We start from the raw sequence: 21,054 nt of genomic DNA on the forward strand, positions 1-21,054 counted from the left end.
ATTCTCTCAGACCGCGCTCCGGGCCCGTGCGCCCGTATCAATGGCTGATACAGAGCCCGGGAGCGCACGGTTCCGGCCTTCCGGTACAAGTCGGAAGATCCGCTTCACATTCCGCGTTCAGACCGTCACACAACGGGCATCACCGGTTGTACAAAACGACCGAACTCACGGGTAGCAGGGAAAGAAGGGAAGAAACGTGACCGAGGGGACCGGCAGCCGTGCCGGGGACCTGCCGGACGACCTGACCGACGTCGAGGCCGGGATGTGGCAGGCCTTCCGCAACGGCAGCGTGTACGACCTGCGCGGCGGCGACGCGGCGGTGGACGATCCGCACGGACTGCACCCGTGGGGGCCGCAGCGGAGCGTCCGCGCGCGGGTGGTCTGCTGGCTGCTGCTGGACGGACCGCCCGCGCTCGCCGGGCGTGTCTCCTCCCTGAAGCTGACCGGACTGCGCATCACCGGCACGCTGGACCTGGCCGGGGGCACGGTGGTGCCCTACGTCGAGATGACGGGCTGCCGCTTCGAGAACGAGGTGCTGCTGCCCGAGGCCCGCTTCACCACCGTGCGCCTGGTGGACTGCGCGGTGCCGCGCCTGGAGGCGGCGCGGGTGCACACCGAGGGCGATCTGCACCTGCCCCGCTGCCGCTTCCTGGCCGGCGTCCGGCTCACCGACGCGCGCATCGGCACGGACCTGCTGCTCAACCAGGCCAGCGTGCACCACGACCGCGCCGGGCGGTCGATCGCCGCCGACGGGCTCACCGTCGGCCAGGACCTCCAGGCCGAGATGCTCCAGGCGCACGGCGAGGTGAGCCTGCGCAGCGCGAAGATAGGCGCCTCGCTGAGCCTGCGCGGCGCCCGGCTGGCCGGCCCGTACACGCGCTTCGCGCTGAACGCGCCGCAGCTGACGGTCGGGCGCACCCTGTACCTGACCCCGGCCGCCCTCGGCTCCCCGCTGCTGAGCGGGGTCACCCCGGCGCGCGGGACGCGGATCCAGCACTTCGAGTGCCAGGGCGGGGTGCGGCTGGACGACGGGCGCTTCGGCGAGGCCGTCGACCTGGAGGGCGCGCGGTTCGCTCTCACCGACGAGCAGGCGCTGTCGCTGCGCCGGGTGCAGGCGCCCGAGCTGCGCTTCCTCGGGGAGCGGCTGCCGCGCGGCCAGGTGGTGCTGTCCGGGGCGCGGATCTCCACGCTCGTCGACCGGGCGGCCGGCTGGCCAGGACCCGGCTGTCTGCACATGGGCGGCTTCGTCTACGAGAACCTCGTGCCGCGCGGCCCGTTCCCGCTGGCCGAGCGCCTCGGCTGGGTGGCGGCGGCGACCGCCGAGTACAACCCGGAGCCGTACGAGCGGCTGGCCGCGGTGCTGCGCGAGGCCGGGGAGGACGAGGACGCCCGCGAGGTGCTGCTCGCCAAGCACCGCCGCCGCCGCGAGACGCTGCCGCCCGCGGCCAGGCTCTGGGGCTATGTGCAGGACGGGACGGTGGCCTACGGCTACCGGCCGGGCCGGGCCGCGGTGTGGATGACGGTGCTGTGGGCGGCGGGCTCGCTCGCCTTCGCGCACGCGGGCCGGCCCGCCGCCGGGCCCGGCGCGGGCGACCACCCGCCGTGGAACCCGGCGCTGTACGCGCTCGACCTGCTGCTCCCGGTCATCGACTTCGGCCAGGTCAGCCAGTGGCAGCTCAGCGGCGGCTGGCAGTGGCTCGCGGCGGCGATGGTCATGGCGGGCTGGACCCTGGCCACCACGGTGGCCGCGGGCGCGACCCGGCTGCTGCGCCGCAGCTGAGCCCGCCCGAGGCGGGGCGCCCCGCCCGGCCGTACGCTGCTGCCGTACGCCCCTGCCGCAGGCCCGCGTACGCCGGTGCGCACGCCGGTGCGTACGCCGCCGCCGGGACGTCCGGACGGCGTCCGGACACCTGATGGGCAGTCACCTCTTTACCTGACCTTGACCGGCCGCCGTACAACCTTCACCGGCTTCCCCCCACCCTCTGGCGCGTCCGCGACCTGCGTCTTTCAATGGTCGACACCATGGCTCTGCTGCCCCCCTTCATCCGCCCCACCCGGATGCCGCGAAGCGGGCGCCCCACCGTCGGGGCCGCCCCCGCCACCGGACTGCCCGCCGACGACGAGGTGCTTCTCGACGCGCCCGACGAACGCCTCGGTCCGGCCCTGGTCGCCGCCGCCCGCGGCTCGTACGGACCCGCCGCCGCGCTGCTCGCCGGTACCCGGGAGCGCGCCGAGTGGGAGGACCGCGACCGCTACGCGCGTCATCTGGCCGCGTTCGCGCGCTCGCGCGGCGAGTGGCTGGACGCCTGGGGCGCCGCCGCCCCCGGCGACCCGGACGCGCTGCTGGTCGCCGCCCAGCTCGCGGTGGACCGCGCCTGGCCCTCACCGGCCCGCGCCGATCTGCTGCGCGAGGTCAGCCCGCTGATCACCGCCGCGGCCCGCGCCGACGACCGGGACCCGGTGCCCTGGCGGGTCGCCCTCGACCACGCGCGCGGCAGCCGCGCCGGGCACCGCTACTTCGAGGAGCTGTGGGAGGCGGCCGTCCGCCGCGCCCCGCACCACCACGGCTGCCATGTGGCCGCCCTGCGCTATCTGGCCGCCCACGGCCCGCACGGCGCGCACCGCGAGTGCTTCGACTTCGCCGACCGGGCGGCCCAGGACGCCCCCGCGCACGCCCTGGTGCAGGGCCTGCCGCTGCGGGCCGCCCTCGCCTGCCTGGCCGCCGGGCGCGGGGCCGAGGTGGGGCGGGCCCGGCTGGACGCGGCGGCGGACCGGGCCATCGCGCTGTCCGCGCTGCTCCCGGCGGCGGCGCCCGCTCCGGCGGAGCTGCGCAATCTGCTGACGTACGTCCTGGTCCGGCTGGGCCGCCACCGGGACGCGCTGGCGCAGTTGCGGCTCATCGGCCCCTACGCCACGTCCTTCCCCTGGGACCGGGTGTCCGACGATCCGCTCGGACTGTTCCTGGAACTGCGCGCCGACGTCCGCTCGATGCCCCTGCCGGGTGCCCCGGGCGGCACCGGAACCGGGCGCGGCGGACGCGCCGGACCGCGGGACCATTAGGCTTTTGCGCCGTGACCACCGTCCGGCTTCCGCTCTTCCCCCTGAACTCGGTGCTGTTCCCGGGGCTGGTGCTGCCTCTGAACGTGTTCGAGGAGCGCTACCGCGCCATGCTGCGCACCCTGCTCAAGACTCCCGAGGACGAGCCGCGCCGGTTCGCCGTCGTGGCGATCCGCGACGGCCACGAGGTGGCGCCCAGCGCCCCCGGCCTGCCGGATCCGACCGCCGTGCCCGAGCGCGGCCCCACGGCCGGCTTCGGGCCCGACCCCGCCAAGGCGTTCCACGGCGTGGGCTGTGTGGCGGACGCGGCGACGATACGGGAGCGCTCCGACGGCAGCTTCGAGGTGCTGGCCACCGGCACCACCCGGGTGCGGCTGCTGTCGGTGGACGCCTCGGGGCCGTTCCTCACCGCCGAGCTGGAGGAGCTGCCCGAGGAGCCGGGCGACGAGGCGGGTGCCCTGGCCGAGGGGGTGCTGCGGTCCTTCCGCCAGTACCAGAAGCGGCTGGCCGGGGCGCGCGAGCGGTCCCTGGCCACGGGCGCGGAACTCCCGGACGAGCCGAGCGTGGTGTCGTACCTGGTGGCGGCGGCCATGGTGCTGGACACCCCGACCCGGCAGCGGCTGCTCCAGGCCCCGGACACCTCCTCGCGGCTGCGCGACGAGCTGCGGCTGCTGCGCTCGGAGACGTCGATCATCCGCAGCCTGCCGTCGCTGCCGGCCCAGGAGCTGACCCGCGGTCCGACCAGCTTCAACTGACACCGAGACACGGCACGCCGAGCAGAAGCCGAGCAGAAAGAGCAGCGCCGGATGGCGAAGAAGGCGAAGAAGCAGCAGTCGGGCGGGACGCCCGCGACGGTGGCGCTGGCCGCGGCGGGCGTGGCCCACACCGTGCACTCCTACGACCACGATCCCGCCCACCCCTCCTACGGCGAGGAGGCCGCCGAGGCGATGGGCGTCTCGCCGGAGCGGGTGTTCAAGACGCTGGTCGCGGACGTCGACGGCGCGCTGACGGTGGCCGTGGTCCCGGTCGCGGGCTCGCTCGATCTGAAGGCCTTGGCGTCGGCGGTCGGCGGCAAGCGCGCGGCGATGGCGGACCCGGCCCTCGCGGAGCGCACCACGGGCTACGTCCGCGGCGGTATCAGCCCGCTGGGCCAGCGCAAGCGGCTGCCCACCGTCCTGGACGCCTCGGCCACGGCCCACGGCACGATCTGCGTCTCGGCCGGGCGGCGCGGCCTGGAGGTCGAACTCGCCCCGGCGGACCTGGCCCGCCTGACCGGGGCGGTACTGGCCCCGATCGGCCGGACCTGACCCCGCCCCCTCCGCTCCCGCTCCCGGCCCACGGCTCCCCCGCTCCGGGATCCCGGTCCCTGCTGCCTGCTGCCTGCTTCGGTGAGCGGGGTCCGGCCGCCCGGCAGGTGATTCCGGGGAGGCGCTCCGACGCGAGCGGAGGGGCGGACCGCGGGCCGCCGTCCCGGCTCCCGGTCCCGCCGAGCCGGCCTGGGGTCCGGCTGTCCGCCGGGGCGGTTGCGGTGCCGGTGGGCACCGGCCGGTGCCGGCAGTCCGGTGGGCAGCTACGGCGACTGCGGCGCCGGGGGCACCGGCCCGGGTCCGGACGTCCGGCCGGTGGCTCCCGGCGCGGGCCGCAAGACGGATCGCGGACCGCCCCCGCCGATGCCACGGACCCAGACCACAAGGGCCGGAAAGGTGCCGCTACGGCCGGACCCACCGCCAGCGGCCACCGCGAGCAGGGCGACGCCCACCGCCCCGACTCCCCCGAGCCCACCTGAGGTCCGGCCGTCCACCGGGGAGGGTTACGGCGCCGGGGCACCACCCTTGGCCGGACCATCCGGCCAGTAGCACCCGGCTCGGGCGGAAGTCGGATCGCAGGCAGCCCGCCAAGGCCACGGGCCCAGAGCACAGGGGACGGAAGAACGCCGCTACGGGCGCTGGCGAGCAGGGCGACGCCCGCCGTCCCGGCTCCGCCGAGCCCGCCTGCGGTCCGGCCGTCCGTCGAGGCGGCTGCGGTGGCAGTGCGGTACCGGCACCGGTCCGGGTCCGGCCGGGCCGGAGAGTCGGCCGTCCGGCGGCGACGGCTACGGCGTCGGCGGAGCGCTCTCCTGGGGGCCACCGGCCGGATCAGCGACCGGGCCCTGGGCCGGGCCCTGCTCGTACGGGCCCTGCTGCTCGTACGGGTCCGGGTCGCGCGGGCCGAACAGGGCCGTGAGCGCCAGATGCACCACCAGCGCGGCCAGCGGCCAGGCCAGGAGGGCGCCCGTGGCGCCGAGGTGGAGCGGGGCCGGGAAGGTCTTGCCCTGGCCCACGGCCCTGGCGTGCGCGAAGATGTCCTGCTGGGGGCCGAGCCACACGCCCAGGCGCCAGGCCAGCAGCGAGCCGAGGAGGCCGCCGACGCAGAGGGCCACCACCAGGGGCACTCCCCCGCGGCGGCGCGAGAGGAAGACGGCCACGGCGCTCAGCACGCCCAGTCCGACGGCCAGCAGCGTGAACGTTCCGTCGATGCCGATCGCTTGTTCGCCCTCGACGTCCTTGAGGTAGATGGCCCAGCTGTCCTGGGTGACGGTCCCGACCATGAGCACCCGCGGGGCCAGCCACAGCCACAGCAGGCCCAGCAGTACGCCGCCGAGCGCCACGGCCACCGTGACCACGGCGGCCTCCCGCAGCTCGGCCCGTATCCCGGGGCCGTCCTGTGCGTACAACGAGCCCTCCGTCCCCGCTCCGCTCCCCGGTGCCCGCCAGGAGCGGGCGTACTCCTGCTCCTCGGCGCTCGGCCCGTCCTGCGGCGCGGGCCCGGACGGCTGCGGCGCCGGGGGCCCGGCGTCCTCGCCGGACGAGGAGGGCTGCGAGGACGGAGAGGACGGCGAGGACGAGGCGGGCCGCCGGTTCGGCGGCGTGGGGGGAGTCAACGGAGCGCTCACCCTGTCATCGTGCCAGGTGACTCTGTGGGCCGCGTCACCGGACGGCCGCCCGGCGGTAGGCCCAGGTCGCCACGGCCAGCGAGACCACGCCGACCCCGGCGCACACGGCCATGTCGATGCCGACCCACGCCCAGTCGGGGTGGTCGGCGAAGCTGCGGGTGTACGCCTCCACGCCGTAGGTCGACGGCAGCAGGGCACGTGCGAGCCGGATCAGCTCCGGCATCCGCTCGGGCGGCAGCACACCGAGCAGCAGCGCCGCCGACATACCCAACTGCCCCAGCAGCGTGGCCAGTTCCTGGCGGTCCGCGAGCAGCCCGCAGGCGGCGCCGAGCCCGGAGAGGGCCGCGCCCGCGAGCGGGATCACCGCCACGAGCACCCACAGGTTGCCCAGCGGCAGCCCGAACAGCGCGCACCCGAAGACCGCCGTCACCAGCGTCCCCGGCACGGTGAAGGAGGCGTACGCCGCCGCCGCGCCGAGCACCACGGCTGCGGGCGGCACCGGCAGCGTCGCGTAGTGGTCGAGCCCGCCGCTGGCGCGCAGCTGGCCGAAGTACTGCGCGAGCAGGTTGAGCGCGACATAGGCGACGACGACGATCGACGCGCCCGCCACCACCGACCGGGCCTCGCCGCCGCCGCTGACCACGCCCCGCATCATGACCATGATGCCGACGGACTGGAAGGTCGCCACGAACAGCAGCGGGATCCGGGCCACCCGCGCCCGGGACAGCTGCGCCCGGTACACGGCCGCGAGGGAGGGCCACAGCCGGGCCCGCGGCGCGAGCTCGGCGACCGCCGCCCGCCGCGCGGGGCCGGTGTCCTGCGCGGCCGGCGCGGCGGCCGGCACATCGGCGGATACGACACTCACGTGGAACTGCTCCTTATCGCTTTCCGCTCCGCGGCGTGGTCCGGCCCGGTCATGCCTTGACCAGCCCCTGCCGGGCGGCGCCGCCCAGCGCCAGGTAGACGTCCTCCAGGCTGGGCGTGGTGAGGGTGAAGTCGTCCAGGGCGGCGAAGGCGGCTCCGCCGGTGACCGTGGCGACGACGGCGCGGGCCTCCTCGGGCGCGAGCCGCAGCGTCCAGCGGCGCCCCGAGCGGGCGGCCCGGTCCTGGAGGGCGGCGACCTCGGGGACCTCCAGCGGGGCACGCTCGCGCCACACCAGTTCGACCCGCACCTCTCCGGAGACCCGCTCCTTGAGGCCGGCCGGGGTGTCGCAGGCGATGACCCGCCCCCGGTCCAGGACGGCGACCCGGTCCAGGACGGTCTCGGCCTCGATGACGTTGTGGGTGACCAGCAGCACGGTCGTGCCGTGCTCGGCGCGGCGCCGGTCCACGGCGGACCACACCGCCCGCCGCGCCACCGGGTCCATGCCGGTGGTGGGTTCGTCGAGCACGAGCAGCGGGCGCTCGCCGACCAGCGCGGCGGCGAAGCAGGCCAGGCGGCGCTGGCCGCCGGAGAGCTTCTTGAGCGGGCGCCCGGCGATCGGGGTGAGGCCCAGCTCGCCGAGGACGGCGTCCCGTTCGGCCCGCGCCCGCCGGACGTCCAGGCCGCGCAGCCGGCCGGTGGTCTCGGCGGCGAGCGAGACGGTCAGCTCGTCCAGGGCGGTGGACTCCTGGCCGAGGTAGGCGAGGACACGGGCGGCCCGCTCGGGGTGCGCCACGATGTCGTGGCCGAGGATCTCCACGCTGCCGCTGTCGGGGCGCATCAGCCCGGTGAGCTGCCGCACCAGGGTGGACTTGCCGGCGCCGTTCGGGCCGAGCAGCCCGAAGATCTCGCCGCGCCGCACCTGGAGCCCGATGTCGTCGGTGGCCCGCACCTCGGGGGTGGCCGGGGTGCCGCGGCGGCCCCGGGCGGCGGGATAGGTCTTGGTCAGTCCGCGCACCGCGCACACGACGTCGTCCGTGTGCCGAAGTCCGGGTGCCGCGCGCGTACTCACAAGGGACGAGACTACGGGGTCCGCGGGCTTTACTCGTCCTTGGGGCGGCCTCTCCCGGTTCCCGCGGGGCCCCGGGGCCCGGGTCAGTCGCCCGCCGGGACGTGCTCGGCGTCCGTCCGGACGTCGATCTCGCGCCAGAACCCGGCCCGGATGGCGTACCGGTCGTGCTCGTCGATCTGGTCGTCCTTGTGGGCGAGCAGCCCGAATCGGGCGGCGTAGCGCAGCAGCTCGCCGTCGACGCGGTGCGGCACCCGCGGGTACATCGACGACAGCTTCTGGAGGTGGGCCTGGTCGCCGAGGCGCTCCACCCAGCGGCGGGCGAACACCTGTCCTACTTCGTACGGGTCGCCACCGACGGTCGTGATGTCCTCCTCGCGGTCCGCCCAGCGCTGCTCGGCCGTGGTGAGCTGGGCGAGGGTGGGCATGGAGGCGGCCTCGGGCGGTTCGGTGGCCGTGCCGGGACGGTCCACCCAGCCCTTGTCGGAGGACCAGCGCAGGGTCGCGGTGGCCGGCTGCCGGTCGGCGCCCTGGGCTCCGGGGGCGCGCAGGGCGGCGAGGTCCTTGGGGGTGGGGACGCCCTTGGCCGCGGGCAGCCGCTCCTCGGCGGCGGCGCGCTCACCGGCGTCGGCCGGATGGCGCGGGCGGTCGGCGGGGCGCTCGCGGGACGCGGAGAGGCCGGACTCGGGCAGCGGCGCGGAGAGGATCGCGGCGATCTCGGGCCGGGGCACCGGCGGTGGGGCGCACACCCCGCCCGCCTCCTTGGCGCGGACCGCCTTGGTGATCCAGGTGCGGTCCAGGACGCGGCGCTCGTCGGCCTCGGCGACCAGGTCCTCGGACTGGTTGTAGTCGCCGTCGGCGGCCTGTACGGCCCACAGGTGGACGGCGACGCCGTGCTCCTTGGCGGCCATCATGCCGGGCAGCAGATCGCCGTCGCCGGTGACCAGGACCACGTCCGAGCAGGCGCGGTTGCGGGCCAGTTCGGTCAGCTCGGCGTGCATGGCGGCGTCCACGCCCTTCTGCGCCCAGCGCCCGTCGCTGCGGGTGAGCGCGCCGAGCCGGACGGTGACCCGGGGCATCACGCGCAGCCTGCGGTGCTCGGGCTGCGGGACGCGGTCGGGGGCGCCGTCGAACCAGTAGATGCGCAGCAGCGGGCGCTCGGTCTCCGACTCGGCCTGCTCGCGCAGCCCCTGGATCAGGGCGGCATGGTCGACCGTGATCCGGGACCGCGACGGCTCACCGGCGAGGAGGCTCGCGGCGGCCCCCAGCAGATACCCGGCGTCCACCAGGACGATGCAGCGGTCCACGCGATCCACCCTCTTTCCGGGGAGGTTGCTCAGGGAGGTGCTTCGGGCTTGTTTCGAGTCTGCCCGACCACGACCGGGTTAACGGCCCGAACTCGATCTTCGGCGTGGCGTTTCGGCGGCCCGCGGTCCGATGCCCCTTGTTACATACGGTAATTATCCGACATGCGTTCATTGTCGCCATATGTGAATCTGGTCGCGGCCCTGGCCCCTAGACCCCCTTCAGGAGGCTGATCACCATGGCCAAGAACCGCAAGCAGGACCGCAGCAAGCAGAAGGCGTCCGTGGGCGCGGGCGGCCCGCGGGAGTCGGAGCACTCGGTGTCGGAACCGCAGTCCGAGCACCACGCGCCGCAGCTGAGTCCCACCGAGGTGGCCCGCAAGGGCCGGCAGAAGCGCTTCGGCCACAACTGAGACCGGCACGAGGGCCGTTCACCGGGCCCTGGCACCCGCGAGGGGCGTACCCGATGCGCACGGGAACGCCCCTCGTCGTCGCCGGTCCGGCCGCCGGGCTCAGCCCGCCAGGCAGGACGGGCCGAGCAGGACCTTCAGATCGCCGAAGAGGGCGGGGTCGGGCTTGACCCGGTGCCGGTCGAGGCGCAGCACGGTCGTCTTGGACGGGCCCTGGAGCTTGATCCGGACCTCGCTGTCGCCCCGGTGGTGGGTGAGGATCTCGCCGAGGCGGCTGACCATGGGCGGGGTGATCCGGGTGGCCGGGATGGTGAGCACCACGGGCGCGTTGGCGCCCGCGTTGGACAGGTCGGGGACCTGGAGCTCCATCGCGACCAGGCGCGGCACGTCCTCGCGCTTGTCGAGGCGTCCCTTGACGAAGACGACGGCGTCCTCGACGAGTTGGGTGGAGACGAGCTGGTACGTCGCCGGGAAGAACATGCACTCGATGGATCCGGCCAGATCCTCGACGGTGGCGATCGCCCAGGCGTTGCCCTGCTTGGTCATCTTGCGCTGGAGGCCGGAGATGATGCCGCCGATGGTGACGACCGCGCCGTCGGCGTGCTCACCGCCGGTGAGCTGGGAGATGCCCGCGTCGGCCTTGTCGGAGAGCACGTGTTCCAGGCCGAACAGGGGGTGGTCGGAGACGTAGAGGCCGAGCATCTCCCGCTCCTGGGCGAGCAGATACGTCTTGTCCCACTCCTCGGTGGTGAACTCCACGTCCAGCCCGAAGCCGGGTTCGCCGCTGGGCTCGTCGCCCATCCCGCCGAAGAGGTCGAACTGCCCCTCGGCCTCCTTGCGTTTGACCGCGACCACATTGTCGATCATCGGCTCGTACTGCGCGGTGAGGCCCTTGCGGGTGTGGCCCATCTCGTCGAAGGCGCCGGCCTTGATCAGCGACTCGGTGGTGCGCTTGTTGCAGACCACCGCCTCGACCTTGTCGAGGTAGTCGGGGAAGGAGGAGTACTTCCCCTTGGCCTTGCGGCTCCGGATGATCGACTCCACCACGTTGGTGCCGACGTTGCGGACGGCGGAGAGACCGAAGAGGATCACGTCATCGCCCTGCGCGGCGAAGTTCGCCTCGGACTCGTTGACGTTGGGCGGGAGCACCTTGATGCCCATGCGCCGGCACTCGTTGAGATAGACCGCCGACTTGTCCTTGTCGTCCTTGACCGAGGTCAGCAGGGCCGCCATGTACTCGGCCGGATGGTTGGCCTTCAGATAGGCGGTCCAGTACGACACCAGTCCGTACGCGGCCGAGTGCGCCTTGTTGAAGGCGTACCCGGCGAAGGGCACCAGCACGTCCCACAGCGCCTGGATCGCCTCGTCGCTGTAGCCGTTCTTCTTGGCGCCGGCCTGGAAGATGGTGAAGTTCTTCGCCAGCTCGTCGGGCTTCTTCTTGCCCATCACCCGGCGCAGGATGTCGGCCTCGCCGAGCGAGTACCCCGCGATGATCTGCGCGGCCTTCTGCACCTGCTCCTGGTAGACGATCAGGCCGTAGGTGACGGCCAGGACCTCTTCGAGCGGCTCCTCCAGCTCCTTGTGGATCGGGGTGATCTCCTGGAGGCCGTTCTTGCGCAGCGCGTAGTTGGTGTGCGAGTCCATGCCCATGGGACCGGGCCGGTACAGCGCCGAGACGGCGGAGATGTCCTCGAAGTTGTCCGGCTTCATCAGCCGCAGCAGGGAACGCATCGGCCCGCCGTCGAACTGGAAGACGCCCAGGGTGTCGCCCCGCTGGAGCAGGTCGAAGGTCGTCGGGTCGTCCAGCGGCAGCGCCAGGAGATCGATGTCGATCCCCTTGTTGGACTTCACCATCTTGACGGCGTCGTCCATGATCGTCAGGTTGCGCAGGCCCAGGAAGTCCATCTTCAGCAGGCCGAGCGACTCACAGCTCGGATAGTCCCACTGCGTGATGGTCACCCCGTCGGTGTGCCTCACCCAGACCGGGACGTGCTCGGTGATGGTCTCGCTGGACATGATCACACCGGCGGCGTGCACGCCCATCTGCCGGACCAGGCCCTCGACGCCCTTCGCGGTGTCGATGACCTTCTTCACGTCCGGCTCGTTCTCGTACATCGCACGGACCTCGCCGGCCTCCGAGTACCGGGGGTGCGAGGAGTCCGTGATGCCGTTGAGATCGATGCCCTTGCCCAGGACATCGGCCGGCATCGCCTTGGTGATGCGGTCGCCCATCGCGTACGGGTAGCCCAGCACCCGCGCGGAGTCCTTGATCGCGTTCTTCGCCTTGATCTTGCCGTACGTACCGATCATGGCGACCTTGTCGGCGCCGTACTTCTCCGTGACGTACCGGATGACCTCCACGCGCCTGCGCTCGTCGAAGTCGATGTCGACGTCGGGCATGGAGATGCGCTCGGGGTTGAGGAACCGCTCGAAGATCAGACCGTGCGGGATCGGGTCGAGGTCGGTGATGCCCATGGCGTACGCGACGATCGAACCGGCCGCCGAGCCTCGGCCGGGGCCGACCGCGATGCCGTTGTTCTTGGCCCACATGATGAAGTCGGCGACCACGAGGAAGTAGCCCGGGAAGCCCATCGAGATGATGACGTCCATCTCGTAGTCGACCTGCTTCTGGCGGTCCTCGGGGACACCGCCGGGGAAGCGGCGCTCCATGCCGCGCCGGACCTCCTCCTTGAACCAGGTGACCTCGGTGTAGCCCTCGGGGATGTCGAACTTCGGCATCAGGTCGCGCTTCTCGAACATGCCCGTGGTGTCGACCATCTCGGCCACCAGGAGCGTGTTGGCGCAGCCCTGCTGCCAGGCGTCCGAGGAGTCGATGGCGTACATCTCCTCCGTGGACTTCAGGTAGTAGCCGGTGCCGTCGAACTTGAAGCGGTCGGGGTCGGAGAGGTTCTTGCCGGTCTGGATGCACAGCAGGGCGTCATGGGCGCCGGCCTCGTGCGCGTACGTGTAGTGCGAGTCGTTGGTGACCAGCGGCGGGATGCCGAGCTTCCTGCCGATCTCCAGCAGGCCCTCGCGGACCCGGTGCTCGATGTCGATGCCGTGGTCCATCAGCTCCAGGAAGTACCGGTCCTTGCCGAAGATGTCCTGGTAGTCGGCGGCGGCCTTCAGCGCCTCCTCGTCCTGGCCCAGACGCAGCCGGGTCTGCACCTCGCCCGAGGGGCAGCCGGTGGAGGCGACGATGCCCTGGGACCACTGGGCGATGGTCTCCTTGTCCATGCGGGGCCACTTCTGGAGCCAGCCCTCGGCGTAGGCGTCGGAGGAGAGCCGGAAGAGGTTGTGCAGCCCCGTGCGGTCCACCGCCCACATCGTCTTGTGGGTGTAACCACCGGAACCGGAGACGTCGTCGCGCTTCTGGTGCGGCTGGCCCCAGCGGATCTTGCGCTTGTTGCGCCGGGACTCGGGCGCGACATACGCCTCGATGCCGATGATCGGGGTGACCCCGGCCTTCTGCGCGGAGTGGAAGAAGTCGTACGCCCCGTGGAGGTTGCCGTGGTCGGACATGGCGATGTGCGACATGCCCATCTCGTTGCACGCGTCGAACATGTCCTTCAGCCGCGCGGCACCGTCCAGCATCGAGTACTGGGTGTGGACGTGCAGGTGCGTGAACGGCGGCTTCGACACGGTGCGGCCTCCTGGGAGAGCTCTCGGCGACGGGCTGCGGACAGTCTGGGGGACAGCGTCGAAGTCTATGCCCCGGCACTGACACCCGGAGTCCGGCCGGGCGTACCTTCGGCGGGGAACCGGGCACTCCCCCGCGGCGCCGGACGTTGACCGGGAGGACCCGAGGAGCCGGAGAGCCGGGCGACCCGCCCCGGCCCCGCCCCGGTCTCCCACCGTCCGCCCATGTCACGCACCACCCCCAGGAGGCACCCGCGATGTCGGTCCCCCAGCTCAGCGACGAGCAGCGCGGCGAGGAGATCCTCGCCGTCTTCGACACCGCCTTCGGCGAGCTGCTGGCTGCCGACCCGGCCGCTTTCCGCGTGAAGTTCCGCAAGATGGCGGCCTCGGCCTTCGCGTTCTACCGGGGCACGGCGTGCCTCTTCTACCACGACCTGGCCGCCCAGGGCCCCGGCGGGGACGGCGCGCGGGCCGCCGCCGGACCGTATCTGGACGAGCGCACCTCGCGCGTGTGGATCCACGGCGATCTGCACGCGGAGAACTTCGGTACGTACATGGATTCGAACGGTCGGCTGATCTTCAACGTCAACGACTTCGACGAGGCGTACGTCGGCCCGTTCACCTGGGACGTCAAGCGTTTCGCCGCCTCCGTCGCCCTGGTGGGGTACGCGAAGGCGCTCGGCGACCGGCAGATCACCGAACTGGTGAGCGTCTACGCGCGCGCCTACCGCGAGCGGGTGCACGCCCTGGCCACCGGCGCCAAGAGCGACGAGGTGCCGCCCTTCACCCTGGACACCGCCGAGGGCCCGCTCCTGGACGCGCTGCGCGACGCCCGCTCGCTGACCCGGTTCGGCCTGCTGGAGTCGATGACCGAGATCCGCGACTTCGAGCGCCGCTTCGCGCCCGGCGGCGGCTCCGTCGAGCTGGACGCGGCCACCCGCTACAAGGTGCTCGCCGCCTTCGACGGCTATCTGGAGACCCTCCCGGAGTCGTCCCTGACCCGCCCGGACTCCTACCGCGTCAAGGACGTCGTGGGGCGCCGGGGCATCGGCATCGGCTCGGCCGGGCTGCCCTCGTACAACATCCTGCTGGAGGGCAACAGCGACGCCCTGGAGAACGACGTCGTGATCTACATCAAGCAGGCCCAGACCCCGGCCGTCTCGCGGCACGTGACCGACCGGGCGATCCGCGACTACTTCGAGCACGAGGGCCACCGCACGGTGATCTCCCAGCGCGCCCTCCAGGCGCACGCCGACCCGTGGCTGGGCTGGACCGAGCTGGACGGCGCGGGGCAGCTCGTCGCCGAGGTCTCGCCGTACGCCGTCGACCTGGACTGGGGCGACATCGACGACCCGGAGGAGATCGCACAGGTCGTCGCCGACCTCGGCCGGGCCACGGCCGCCATGCACGCGGCGGCCGACGACCAGTCCGGCGAGTCCCTGGTGCCGTTCTCCACCGAGCGGGCCATCGACGCCGCCATCGCGGCCGACGAGGAGGGCTTCGCCCCGATGCTGGTGGACTTCGCGCACACCTACGCGGCCCGCGCGCGCGAGGACCACCGGATCTTCGTCGACCTGTTCCGCAACGGTCGTATTCCGGGTCTGTGACGACAGGGACGTTCACAGGGACCCTTTAGGGGCGCCTTACCGGCGGACGTGCCACACTCTCCTTCTGCTATGGACATATCCGGGACCCGACTCAGAGCCGTGCGCGCGGCGCTGTTCACGGCTGTGGTCGTGACGCTCAGCACCGCGTCGCACATCCTGCTGTCCCAGGTCCCGCTGCCGCTGAACACGGTGGCCGCCGTCGCGGGCGCCGTGTTCGTCCTCGCCTACGCCCTGGCGGGCCGCGAACGCGGCTTCGGCCGGATCGCCGCCCTGCTGATCCCGCTGGAACTGGCCGCCGACACCGTCTTCACCACCGGCCAGCAGGTCTGCTACGGCAGCGCGGGCGGCCCGCTCGCCGGTCCGCTGCGCTCGGTCGGCTGGGACGTGCTGTGCGGCAGCAGCACCCATGTCGGCATGCCGCTGGCCCGGATGACCGGCGCCGACACCGACCGGCTCGCGCTGCTGCTCGCGCACGCCGACCCGGCGACCGCCTGGCTGCTGCTGGCCGCGCACGTCGCCGTGGGCCTGCTCGCGGCGGGCTGGCTGCGCCGCGGCGAGCGGGCGCTGGCCCAGCTGGTGCGGGCGGTGGCCGCGACCACCTTCCGGCCGCTGCTGCTCGCGGTCGCGGCGGTCACGGTCCGCCGGCGCGGCACCGTCCGGCGCCCGACGCGCCCCGCGCCGCACCGCACCGCTCTGCGCGCCCGCCTCCTCGTGCACTCCCTGGGACGACGCGGTCCGCCGCGCCCGGCCGTCCGCGCCCACCGGCCCGCCCTCGCCCTCGGCTGAGGGGCGGCACCGGTCCGGGCCGACCGGTCCCCACCACGTCACACGTACGTCCGCGCACCAGGCTGCGCGGCCCACAGGGAGAACACCACCATGAGCAAGCGGAACAGCCAGTCGGCGAAGACGGCGGCCCGGGAGCGGCTGCGCGTCGAGCGTGAGCGCGAGGCGAAGCGGGCCAAGGTCAGGCGGCAGGTCATCGTCGGCGTCTCGGTCGTCGCGGTGCTGGCGGCGGCGGGCGGCATCGGCTACGCCGTCGTCCAGGCCAACAAGCCCGGCCACTGGGAGGCCGTGCAGGACGAGAAGGTCGTCGCGCCCGCCAACACCTCGGGCAAGGACGGCACGACGGTCGTCTTCGGCAAGAGTTCGGCCGCCAAGACCCTCAAGGTCTACGAGGACCCGCGCTGCCCGGTCTGCGCCCAGTTCGAGCAGACCGTCGGTGCGACCCTGAAGAAGAACATCGACGACGGCAAGTTCAAGATGCAGTTCATCTCCGGCACCTTCCTGGACGACCACGACCAGGGCGAGGGCTCCAAGAACGCGCTGAGCGCCCTCGGTGCCGCGCTCAACGTCAGCCCCGAGGCGTTCCTGGAGTACAAGACGGCGCTCTACTCCCCCAAGTGGCACCCGGACGAGAACGACGACAAGCTCAAGAGCGACAGCTACCTCATCCAGATAGCGGACACCGTCCCGGCGCTCAAGGGCAACGCCAAGTTCCAGACCGCCGTGAAGAACGGCACCTACGACGCCTGGGCCATGGCCATGTCGAAGTCCTTCGACGACAACAAGGACGGCGTGAAGGGCACCCCGAGCCTGGTCATGAACGGCAAGAAGCTCACCACCCCCGGCTCGGACAACGCGCCGATGACGGTGGAGGACTTCGACTCGGTGGTCGGCGCCGCACTGAAGGGCTGACCCGGCCGGGCCGCTGCGCGCCGGATCCGTCCCGGTTCGCACGGCCCTGCGCCAATCCCCGCTGAAGAGCGGGCGAACTTTCCCCGTTCGCCCGCTCTTTGCGCGTACCGGTCAGTAATGTGATCGGCCGTGACCAGCCGACACAGAGCGTCCGACCCTGCCCAGACCCCTCTTCGCGCCGACGGCCCCGCGCCGGGCCCGCGCCGCCGTACGGTCGTCAAGGCCGCCGCGGCCGGTGCCGTCCTGGCCGCGCCGCTCGCCGCCGCGCTGCCCGCGCGCGCCGCGACCGGGGCGCCCGCCTTCCTGCACGGGGTGGCCTCCGGCGACCCGCTGCCCGACGGCGTCCTGCTGTGGACCCGGGTGACCCCGGTCCCGGAGGCCCTGCCGGGTTCCGGTGCCGGTCCCGACACCGAGGTGAGCTGGGCGGTCGCCACCGACCGGGCGTTCACCACCGTCGTCGCCCGCGGCTCCACCGTCGCGAGCGCGGCCTCGGACCACACCGTCAAGGCCGACATCCGCGGCCTGCGGCCCGCCACCGACTACTGGTTCCGCTTCTCGGCCGGCGGCACCGACTCGCCCGTGGCCCGCACCCGGACCGCGCCCGCCCACGACGCCGCCGTGTCCGGCCTGCGCTTCGGCGTGGTCTCCTGCGCCAACTGGGAGGCCGGCCGCTTCGCCGCCTACCGCCACCTCGCCGACCGCGGCGACCTGGACGCCTGGCTGCACCTGGGCGACTACATCTACGAGTACAGGTCGGGCGAGTACGCGGCCCGGGGCACGGTCGTGCGCCCGCACGAACCGGCGCACGAGATCCTCACGCTCGCCGACTACCGGATCCGGCACGCCCGCTACAAGACCGACCCCGACCTCCAGGCACTGCACCACCGGGCGCCGGTCATCGCGATATGGGACGACCACGAGTTCGCCGACAACGCCTGGTCGGGCGGCGCGGTCAACCACACCGAGGGCGCCGAGGGGGCCTGGAGCGACCGCCAGGCCGCCGCCAAGCGCGCCTACTTCGAGTGGATGCCGGTGCGCCCGGCGATCGCGGGCACCACCTACCGGCGGCTGCGCTTCGGCAAGCTCGCCGATCTGTCCCTGCTCGACCTGCGCTCCTTCCGCTCGCAGCAGGCGTCCACCGGCTCGGGATCGGTCGACGACCCGGACCGCACCCTCACCGGCCGCGCCCAACTGGACTGGCTCAAGGCGGGCCTGACGGCCTCGGACACCACCTGGCGGCTGGTCGGCAACTCGGTGATGATCTCCCCGTTCGTCGTCGGCGCGCTCTCGGCGGACCTGCTGAAGCCGCTCGCCGAGTTGCTGGGGCTGCCCCGGGAGGGCCTGGCGATCAACACCGACCAGTGGGACGGCTACACCGACGACCGCCGCGAACTCCTCGGCCATCTGCGGGGCAACGCCATCCGCAACACCGTCTTCCTGACCGGGGACATCCACATGGCGTGGGCCAACGACGTGCCGGTGGACGCCGGGACCTATCCGCTGTCCGCGTCGGCCGCGACCGAGTTCGTGGTCACCTCGCTGACCTCCGACAACCTCGACGACATGGTCAAGGTCCCCGAGGGCACCGTCTCGGCACTGGCCGCGCCGGTGATCCGGGCCGCCAACCGGCACGTCCACTGGGTCGACACCGACCGCCACGGCTACGGCGTCCTGGACATCACCGCCGAGCGCGCGCAGATGGACTACTACGTCGTCTCCGACCGCACCCGGGCGGACGCCACGTCGTCCTGGGCCCGTTCGTACCGCACCCGCAGCGGCACGCAGAAGGTCGAGCGGGCGTACGACCCCGTCTAGGACTCCGGGCCTCTTCGGCGCGGGCTCAGCCGATGCTGTCGAGGAAGCCGAGCGCCACCCGCCAGGTGGCCTCGGCGGCCTCCGCGTCGTAGTCCGGCAGGTCCGGGTCGGTGTAGAGGTGGCCGGCCCCGGCGTACCGGTAGATCTCGACGTCGGCGCCGGTGCGGCCCATCTGGAGGTACCAGGCGCTCAGCCAGTCGTCCGTCTCGAACGGGTCCGGCTCGGCCACGTGCAGCTGGACGGGCAGCTCGTCGGCCTGGGCGCCCGGCGCGATGTCGGACGTGCCGTGCAGGAGCAGCAGGCCGCGGGCCTTGTCGTCGCCGAGGGCGAGGGTCTGCGCGACGGAGGCGCCGAAGGAGAACCCGGCGTAGACCAGGCCGCGTTCCGAGTAGGGGGCGGCGGCCAGCACCGCCCGTCTGAGCAGTTCGTCCTTGCCGGTCTCGTCCTTGAAGGCCATGCCCTCCTCGACGGAGTCGAACGTACGGCCCGCGAAGAGATCGGGCGTCCACACCTCGTGCCCGGCGGCGCGCAGCCGGTCGGCGGCCTGCCGCACCGCGGGGGTGAGGCCGTAGGTCGAGTGGAAGAGCATGATGTTCATGAGGCCATGGTGCCAGCCGGGTACGACGACGCCCGAGCGCACCCGCCCGGATGTGAACGTCCTGCGTGGGCCTCGCCACACGGGCCCGGCCCTACCCACGAACCGCCGGAAGACACATGTTCGTCCCCGGCCGCCGCCGGTTACGTTCGCAGGCATGGAAGACGCACTCCGCCCGCTGACCGTGATCGGCGGCTCGGTCGTCCTCACCCTGCTCATCGGCTGGACCACCGACCTGCTGCTGCGCAAGGCCGACGAACGGCACCACGAGACACCGCTGTGGGGACTGCTGCGCCGGGCCCGCGTGCCCTACCAGCTCGTCCTGTGCTCCGCCCTGCTCAGAGGCTCCTACGACCGCGCCGAACTCCTCCAGGAGCACCGCGGTGGCGTCGGCCGCACGCTGACCCTGGTGCTGATCGGGTCCGCCGCCTGGCTGGCCGTCCGGATCGCGGCGGCCGTCGTCGAGACCTCGTACTCCCGCTACGCCAGCTCCCGAGCGCAGCGGGACCCGGCCCGGGTGCGCCGGGTGCGCACCCAGGTCGAGCTGATCATGCGGGTGGTCACCGCGGTCGTCATCGTGGTGGCCGCCGCCTCGATGCTGCTGACCTTCCCGGCGATGCGGGCGGCCGGTGCCTCGCTGCTGGCCTCGGCCGGGATCCTCGGCATCGTCGCCGGTGTCGCCGCGCAGTCCACGCTGAGCAACATGTTCGCCGGGCTCCAGATCGCCTTCGGCGACATGGTGCGCATCGGCGACACCGTCGTCGTCAACGGCGAGTGGGGCACCGTCGACGAGATCACGCTGACCTTCCTGACCGTACGGACCTGGGACGAGCGCCGGATCACCATGCCGGTCTCCTACTTCACGTCCAACCCGTTCGAGAACTGGTCGCGCGGCACCCCGCAGATGACCGGCACCGTCTTCTGGCACCTCGACCACTCCGCGCCGCTGGAGGCGATGCGCGACAAGCTGCGCGACATCCTGCGCACCTGCCCGGCCTGGGACGGCCGCGCCTGCAACGTGCAGATCACGGACACCACGCCCACCACCGTCCAGGTGCGGGCGCTGGTGACGGCGAAGGACGCCGACGACATCTGGACGGTGCGGGTCGCGGTGCGCGAGCAGATGCTCCGGTGGCTGTGCGAGGAGCACCCGTACGCGCTGCCCCGCGTCAACACGGGCGAGGCGGTGCCGCCGCGGGACCGCGCCGCCGGGGACGGGCACGGGGACCGGCCGGTGCCCGTCGCCGGTCCGGACGGGACGCGCACCGGCCTGGACGCGTCCCGCGCCGGACGCGGCTGACGGGGCCGCCGGCCGTTCAGTGGCCGCGCTCGGCGCCGCCGTTGACCTGGACGACCTGCGAGGTGACGTGCGCGGCGGCCGGGGAGGCCAGCCAGTGCAGGGTGGCGGCGACATCGCCGGGGGTGCCGGCACGGCCGGTCGAGGTCTCGGCGACGAGCCGGGCGCGGCGCTCGTCGTCCATCGCGTCGCCGAAGAAGCCGGTGTCCTCGATGTAGCCGGGGGCGACCACGTTCACCGTGATGCCGTGCGGGCCCAACTGGCGGGCCAGATCGTGGGCGTAGGGGTGCAGGGCCGCCTTGGCCGCGCCGTAGGCACCGCTGCCCGAGCCCCGGTAGGCGGCGATGGAGCTGAGGAACAGCACCCGCCCGCCGGGCTCGGCGAGCCGGTGTCTGAGGGCCTCGGTGAGCAGCACGGCGGTCAGCGTGTTGAGCCGGAAGTTGAGGGTCCAGTCGTCGGCGGTCCGCTCCAGCGGGTCGTCCCGCTCCGGCCGCTCCTCCAGCAGCCCGGAGCCGCCCGCGCTGTGCACGAGCACGTCCACGGCGCCCATCTCCTCGGCGACGAAGCGGGCGACCTGCCGTACGTCGTCCACGTCCGTGAGGTCGGCCGCGCGGACGAGCGCCCCCGGCACCCGTGCCTCGCGCAGCACCTCCTCGCGCCGTCCGAGCAGCAGGACGCGGTCCCCGTCCGCGGCGAACGCCCGCGCCGCGGCCAGCCCGATGCCCGTACCGCCACCGCTGATCACTACGTTGCGTGTCATGCCACCGAGACT

Annotated in this window: 17 protein-coding genes; 10 read left to right on the forward strand and 7 right to left on the reverse strand. The window is 73.1% G+C overall.

Features of this window, described 5'->3' with window-relative positions:
- Positions 1-196: 196 nt before the first annotated feature.
- The 4 genes from A8713_RS07710 to ybaK all read left to right on the forward strand — a co-directional run bounded on the left by A8713_RS07710 (position 197) and on the right by ybaK (position 4,364).
- Positions 197-1,780, forward strand: coding sequence for a hypothetical protein (locus tag A8713_RS07710; RefSeq protein ID WP_064532491.1), 1,584 nt, complete (start codon positions 197-199; stop codon positions 1,778-1,780).
- Positions 1,781-2,010: 230 nt separating this feature from the next.
- Positions 2,011-3,060, forward strand: coding sequence for a hypothetical protein (locus tag A8713_RS07715; RefSeq protein ID WP_064532493.1), 1,050 nt, complete (start codon positions 2,011-2,013; stop codon positions 3,058-3,060).
- A gap of 11 nt (positions 3,061-3,071) precedes the next feature.
- Positions 3,072-3,812, forward strand: coding sequence for an LON peptidase substrate-binding domain-containing protein (locus A8713_RS07720; RefSeq protein WP_064532495.1), 741 nt, complete (start codon positions 3,072-3,074; stop codon positions 3,810-3,812).
- A gap of 51 nt (positions 3,813-3,863) precedes the next feature.
- Positions 3,864-4,364, forward strand: coding sequence for a Cys-tRNA(Pro) deacylase (gene ybaK, locus A8713_RS07725; RefSeq protein WP_064532497.1), 501 nt, complete (start codon positions 3,864-3,866; stop codon positions 4,362-4,364).
- A 785-nt stretch (positions 4,365-5,149) separates the two neighbouring features.
- Here the strand turns inward: ybaK and A8713_RS07730 are convergent.
- The 4 genes from A8713_RS07730 to A8713_RS07745 all read right to left on the reverse strand — a co-directional run bounded on the left by A8713_RS07730 (position 5,150) and on the right by A8713_RS07745 (position 9,227).
- The gene (locus tag A8713_RS07730) at positions 5,150-5,989 is read right to left on the reverse strand and encodes a DUF2567 domain-containing protein (RefSeq protein ID WP_237305318.1); all 840 of its coding nucleotides are present in this window, start codon (positions 5,987-5,989) and stop codon (positions 5,150-5,152) included.
- Between the two features lie 34 nt (positions 5,990-6,023).
- Entirely contained in the window at positions 6,024-6,854 is an 831-nt protein-coding gene (locus A8713_RS07735) for an ABC transporter permease (RefSeq protein WP_064532501.1), read from the reverse strand.
- Positions 6,855-6,903: 49 nt separating this feature from the next.
- Positions 6,904-7,878 (reverse strand): ABC transporter ATP-binding protein, encoded by a 975-nt coding sequence (locus A8713_RS07740; protein WP_064532503.1) that lies wholly within the window; start codon positions 7,876-7,878, stop codon positions 6,904-6,906.
- A 128-nt stretch (positions 7,879-8,006) separates the two neighbouring features.
- Entirely contained in the window at positions 8,007-9,227 is a 1,221-nt protein-coding gene (locus A8713_RS07745) for an NYN domain-containing protein (RefSeq protein WP_064532505.1), read from the reverse strand.
- Positions 9,228-9,463: 236 nt separating this feature from the next.
- On the opposite strand from A8713_RS07745, the gene A8713_RS33755 reads away from it, so the two are divergent.
- A complete protein-coding gene (locus A8713_RS33755; protein WP_173860813.1) occupies positions 9,464-9,637 on the forward strand; it encodes a hypothetical protein in 174 nt (57 codons plus the stop codon).
- A 99-nt stretch (positions 9,638-9,736) separates the two neighbouring features.
- Here A8713_RS33755 and dnaE read toward each other — a convergent pair whose 3' ends face one another.
- Complete coding sequence (dnaE, locus tag A8713_RS07750; RefSeq protein ID WP_064532507.1) at positions 9,737-13,276, reverse strand: DNA polymerase III subunit alpha; 3,540 nt, start codon at positions 13,274-13,276, stop codon at positions 9,737-9,739.
- Positions 13,277-13,530: 254 nt separating this feature from the next.
- On the opposite strand from dnaE, the gene A8713_RS07755 reads away from it, so the two are divergent.
- The 4 genes from A8713_RS07755 (at position 13,531) to A8713_RS07770 (ending at position 18,390) form a co-directional block, all read left to right on the forward strand.
- Positions 13,531-14,880 (forward strand): DUF2252 domain-containing protein, encoded by a 1,350-nt coding sequence (locus A8713_RS07755; RefSeq protein WP_064532509.1) that lies wholly within the window; start codon positions 13,531-13,533, stop codon positions 14,878-14,880.
- 69 nt (positions 14,881-14,949) lie between these two features.
- A complete protein-coding gene (locus A8713_RS07760; protein ID WP_064532511.1) occupies positions 14,950-15,666 on the forward strand; it encodes a hypothetical protein in 717 nt (238 codons plus the stop codon).
- 90 nt (positions 15,667-15,756) lie between these two features.
- Positions 15,757-16,575, forward strand: a complete 819-nt coding sequence (locus tag A8713_RS07765; RefSeq protein WP_064532513.1) for a thioredoxin domain-containing protein — start codon at positions 15,757-15,759, stop codon at positions 16,573-16,575.
- A gap of 129 nt (positions 16,576-16,704) precedes the next feature.
- Entirely contained in the window at positions 16,705-18,390 is a 1,686-nt protein-coding gene (locus tag A8713_RS07770; RefSeq protein ID WP_064532514.1) for an alkaline phosphatase D family protein, read from the forward strand.
- A 25-nt stretch (positions 18,391-18,415) separates the two neighbouring features.
- On the opposite strand, the gene A8713_RS07775 is transcribed toward A8713_RS07770, so the two are convergent.
- A complete protein-coding gene (locus A8713_RS07775) occupies positions 18,416-18,988 on the reverse strand; it encodes a dienelactone hydrolase family protein (RefSeq protein ID WP_064537309.1) in 573 nt (190 codons plus the stop codon).
- A 154-nt stretch (positions 18,989-19,142) separates the two neighbouring features.
- Here A8713_RS07775 and A8713_RS07780 point away from each other — a divergent pair, with 154 nt between their 5' ends.
- Positions 19,143-20,285: a mechanosensitive ion channel family protein gene (locus tag A8713_RS07780; protein WP_064532516.1), complete on the forward strand. Its 1,143-nt coding sequence runs from the start codon at positions 19,143-19,145 to the stop codon at positions 20,283-20,285.
- 16 nt (positions 20,286-20,301) lie between these two features.
- Here A8713_RS07780 and A8713_RS07785 read toward each other — a convergent pair whose 3' ends face one another.
- Positions 20,302-21,042, reverse strand: coding sequence for an SDR family NAD(P)-dependent oxidoreductase (locus A8713_RS07785; RefSeq protein ID WP_064532518.1), 741 nt, complete (start codon positions 21,040-21,042; stop codon positions 20,302-20,304).
- Positions 21,043-21,054 lie beyond the last annotated feature (12 nt).

The organism is Streptomyces sp. SAT1, from assembly GCF_001654495.1.
GTDB lineage: Bacteria > Actinomycetota > Actinomycetes > Streptomycetales > Streptomycetaceae > Streptomyces > Streptomyces andamanensis.

What these genes read in the sequence shown, in the direction of transcription:
- ybaK (WP_064532497.1), top strand. Translation starts at nt 3,864, where the DNA reads ATGGCGAAGAAGGCGAAGAAGCAGCAGTCGGGCGGGACGCCCGCGACG.
- A8713_RS07785 (WP_064532518.1), bottom strand. Translation starts at nt 21,042, where the DNA reads ATGACACGCAACGTAGTGATCAGCGGTGGCGGTACGGGCATCGGGCTG.
- A8713_RS07755 (WP_064532509.1), top strand. Translation starts at nt 13,531, where the DNA reads ATGTCGGTCCCCCAGCTCAGCGACGAGCAGCGCGGCGAGGAGATCCTC.
- A8713_RS07715 (WP_064532493.1), top strand. Translation starts at nt 2,011, where the DNA reads ATGGTCGACACCATGGCTCTGCTGCCCCCCTTCATCCGCCCCACCCGG.
- A8713_RS07765 (WP_064532513.1), top strand. Translation starts at nt 15,757, where the DNA reads ATGAGCAAGCGGAACAGCCAGTCGGCGAAGACGGCGGCCCGGGAGCGG.
- A8713_RS07780 (WP_064532516.1), top strand. Translation starts at nt 19,143, where the DNA reads ATGGAAGACGCACTCCGCCCGCTGACCGTGATCGGCGGCTCGGTCGTC.
- A8713_RS07760 (WP_064532511.1), top strand. Translation starts at nt 14,950, where the DNA reads ATGGACATATCCGGGACCCGACTCAGAGCCGTGCGCGCGGCGCTGTTC.
- A8713_RS07775 (WP_064537309.1), bottom strand. Translation starts at nt 18,988, where the DNA reads ATGAACATCATGCTCTTCCACTCGACCTACGGCCTCACCCCCGCGGTG.
- A8713_RS33755 (WP_173860813.1), top strand. Translation starts at nt 9,464, where the DNA reads ATGGCCAAGAACCGCAAGCAGGACCGCAGCAAGCAGAAGGCGTCCGTG.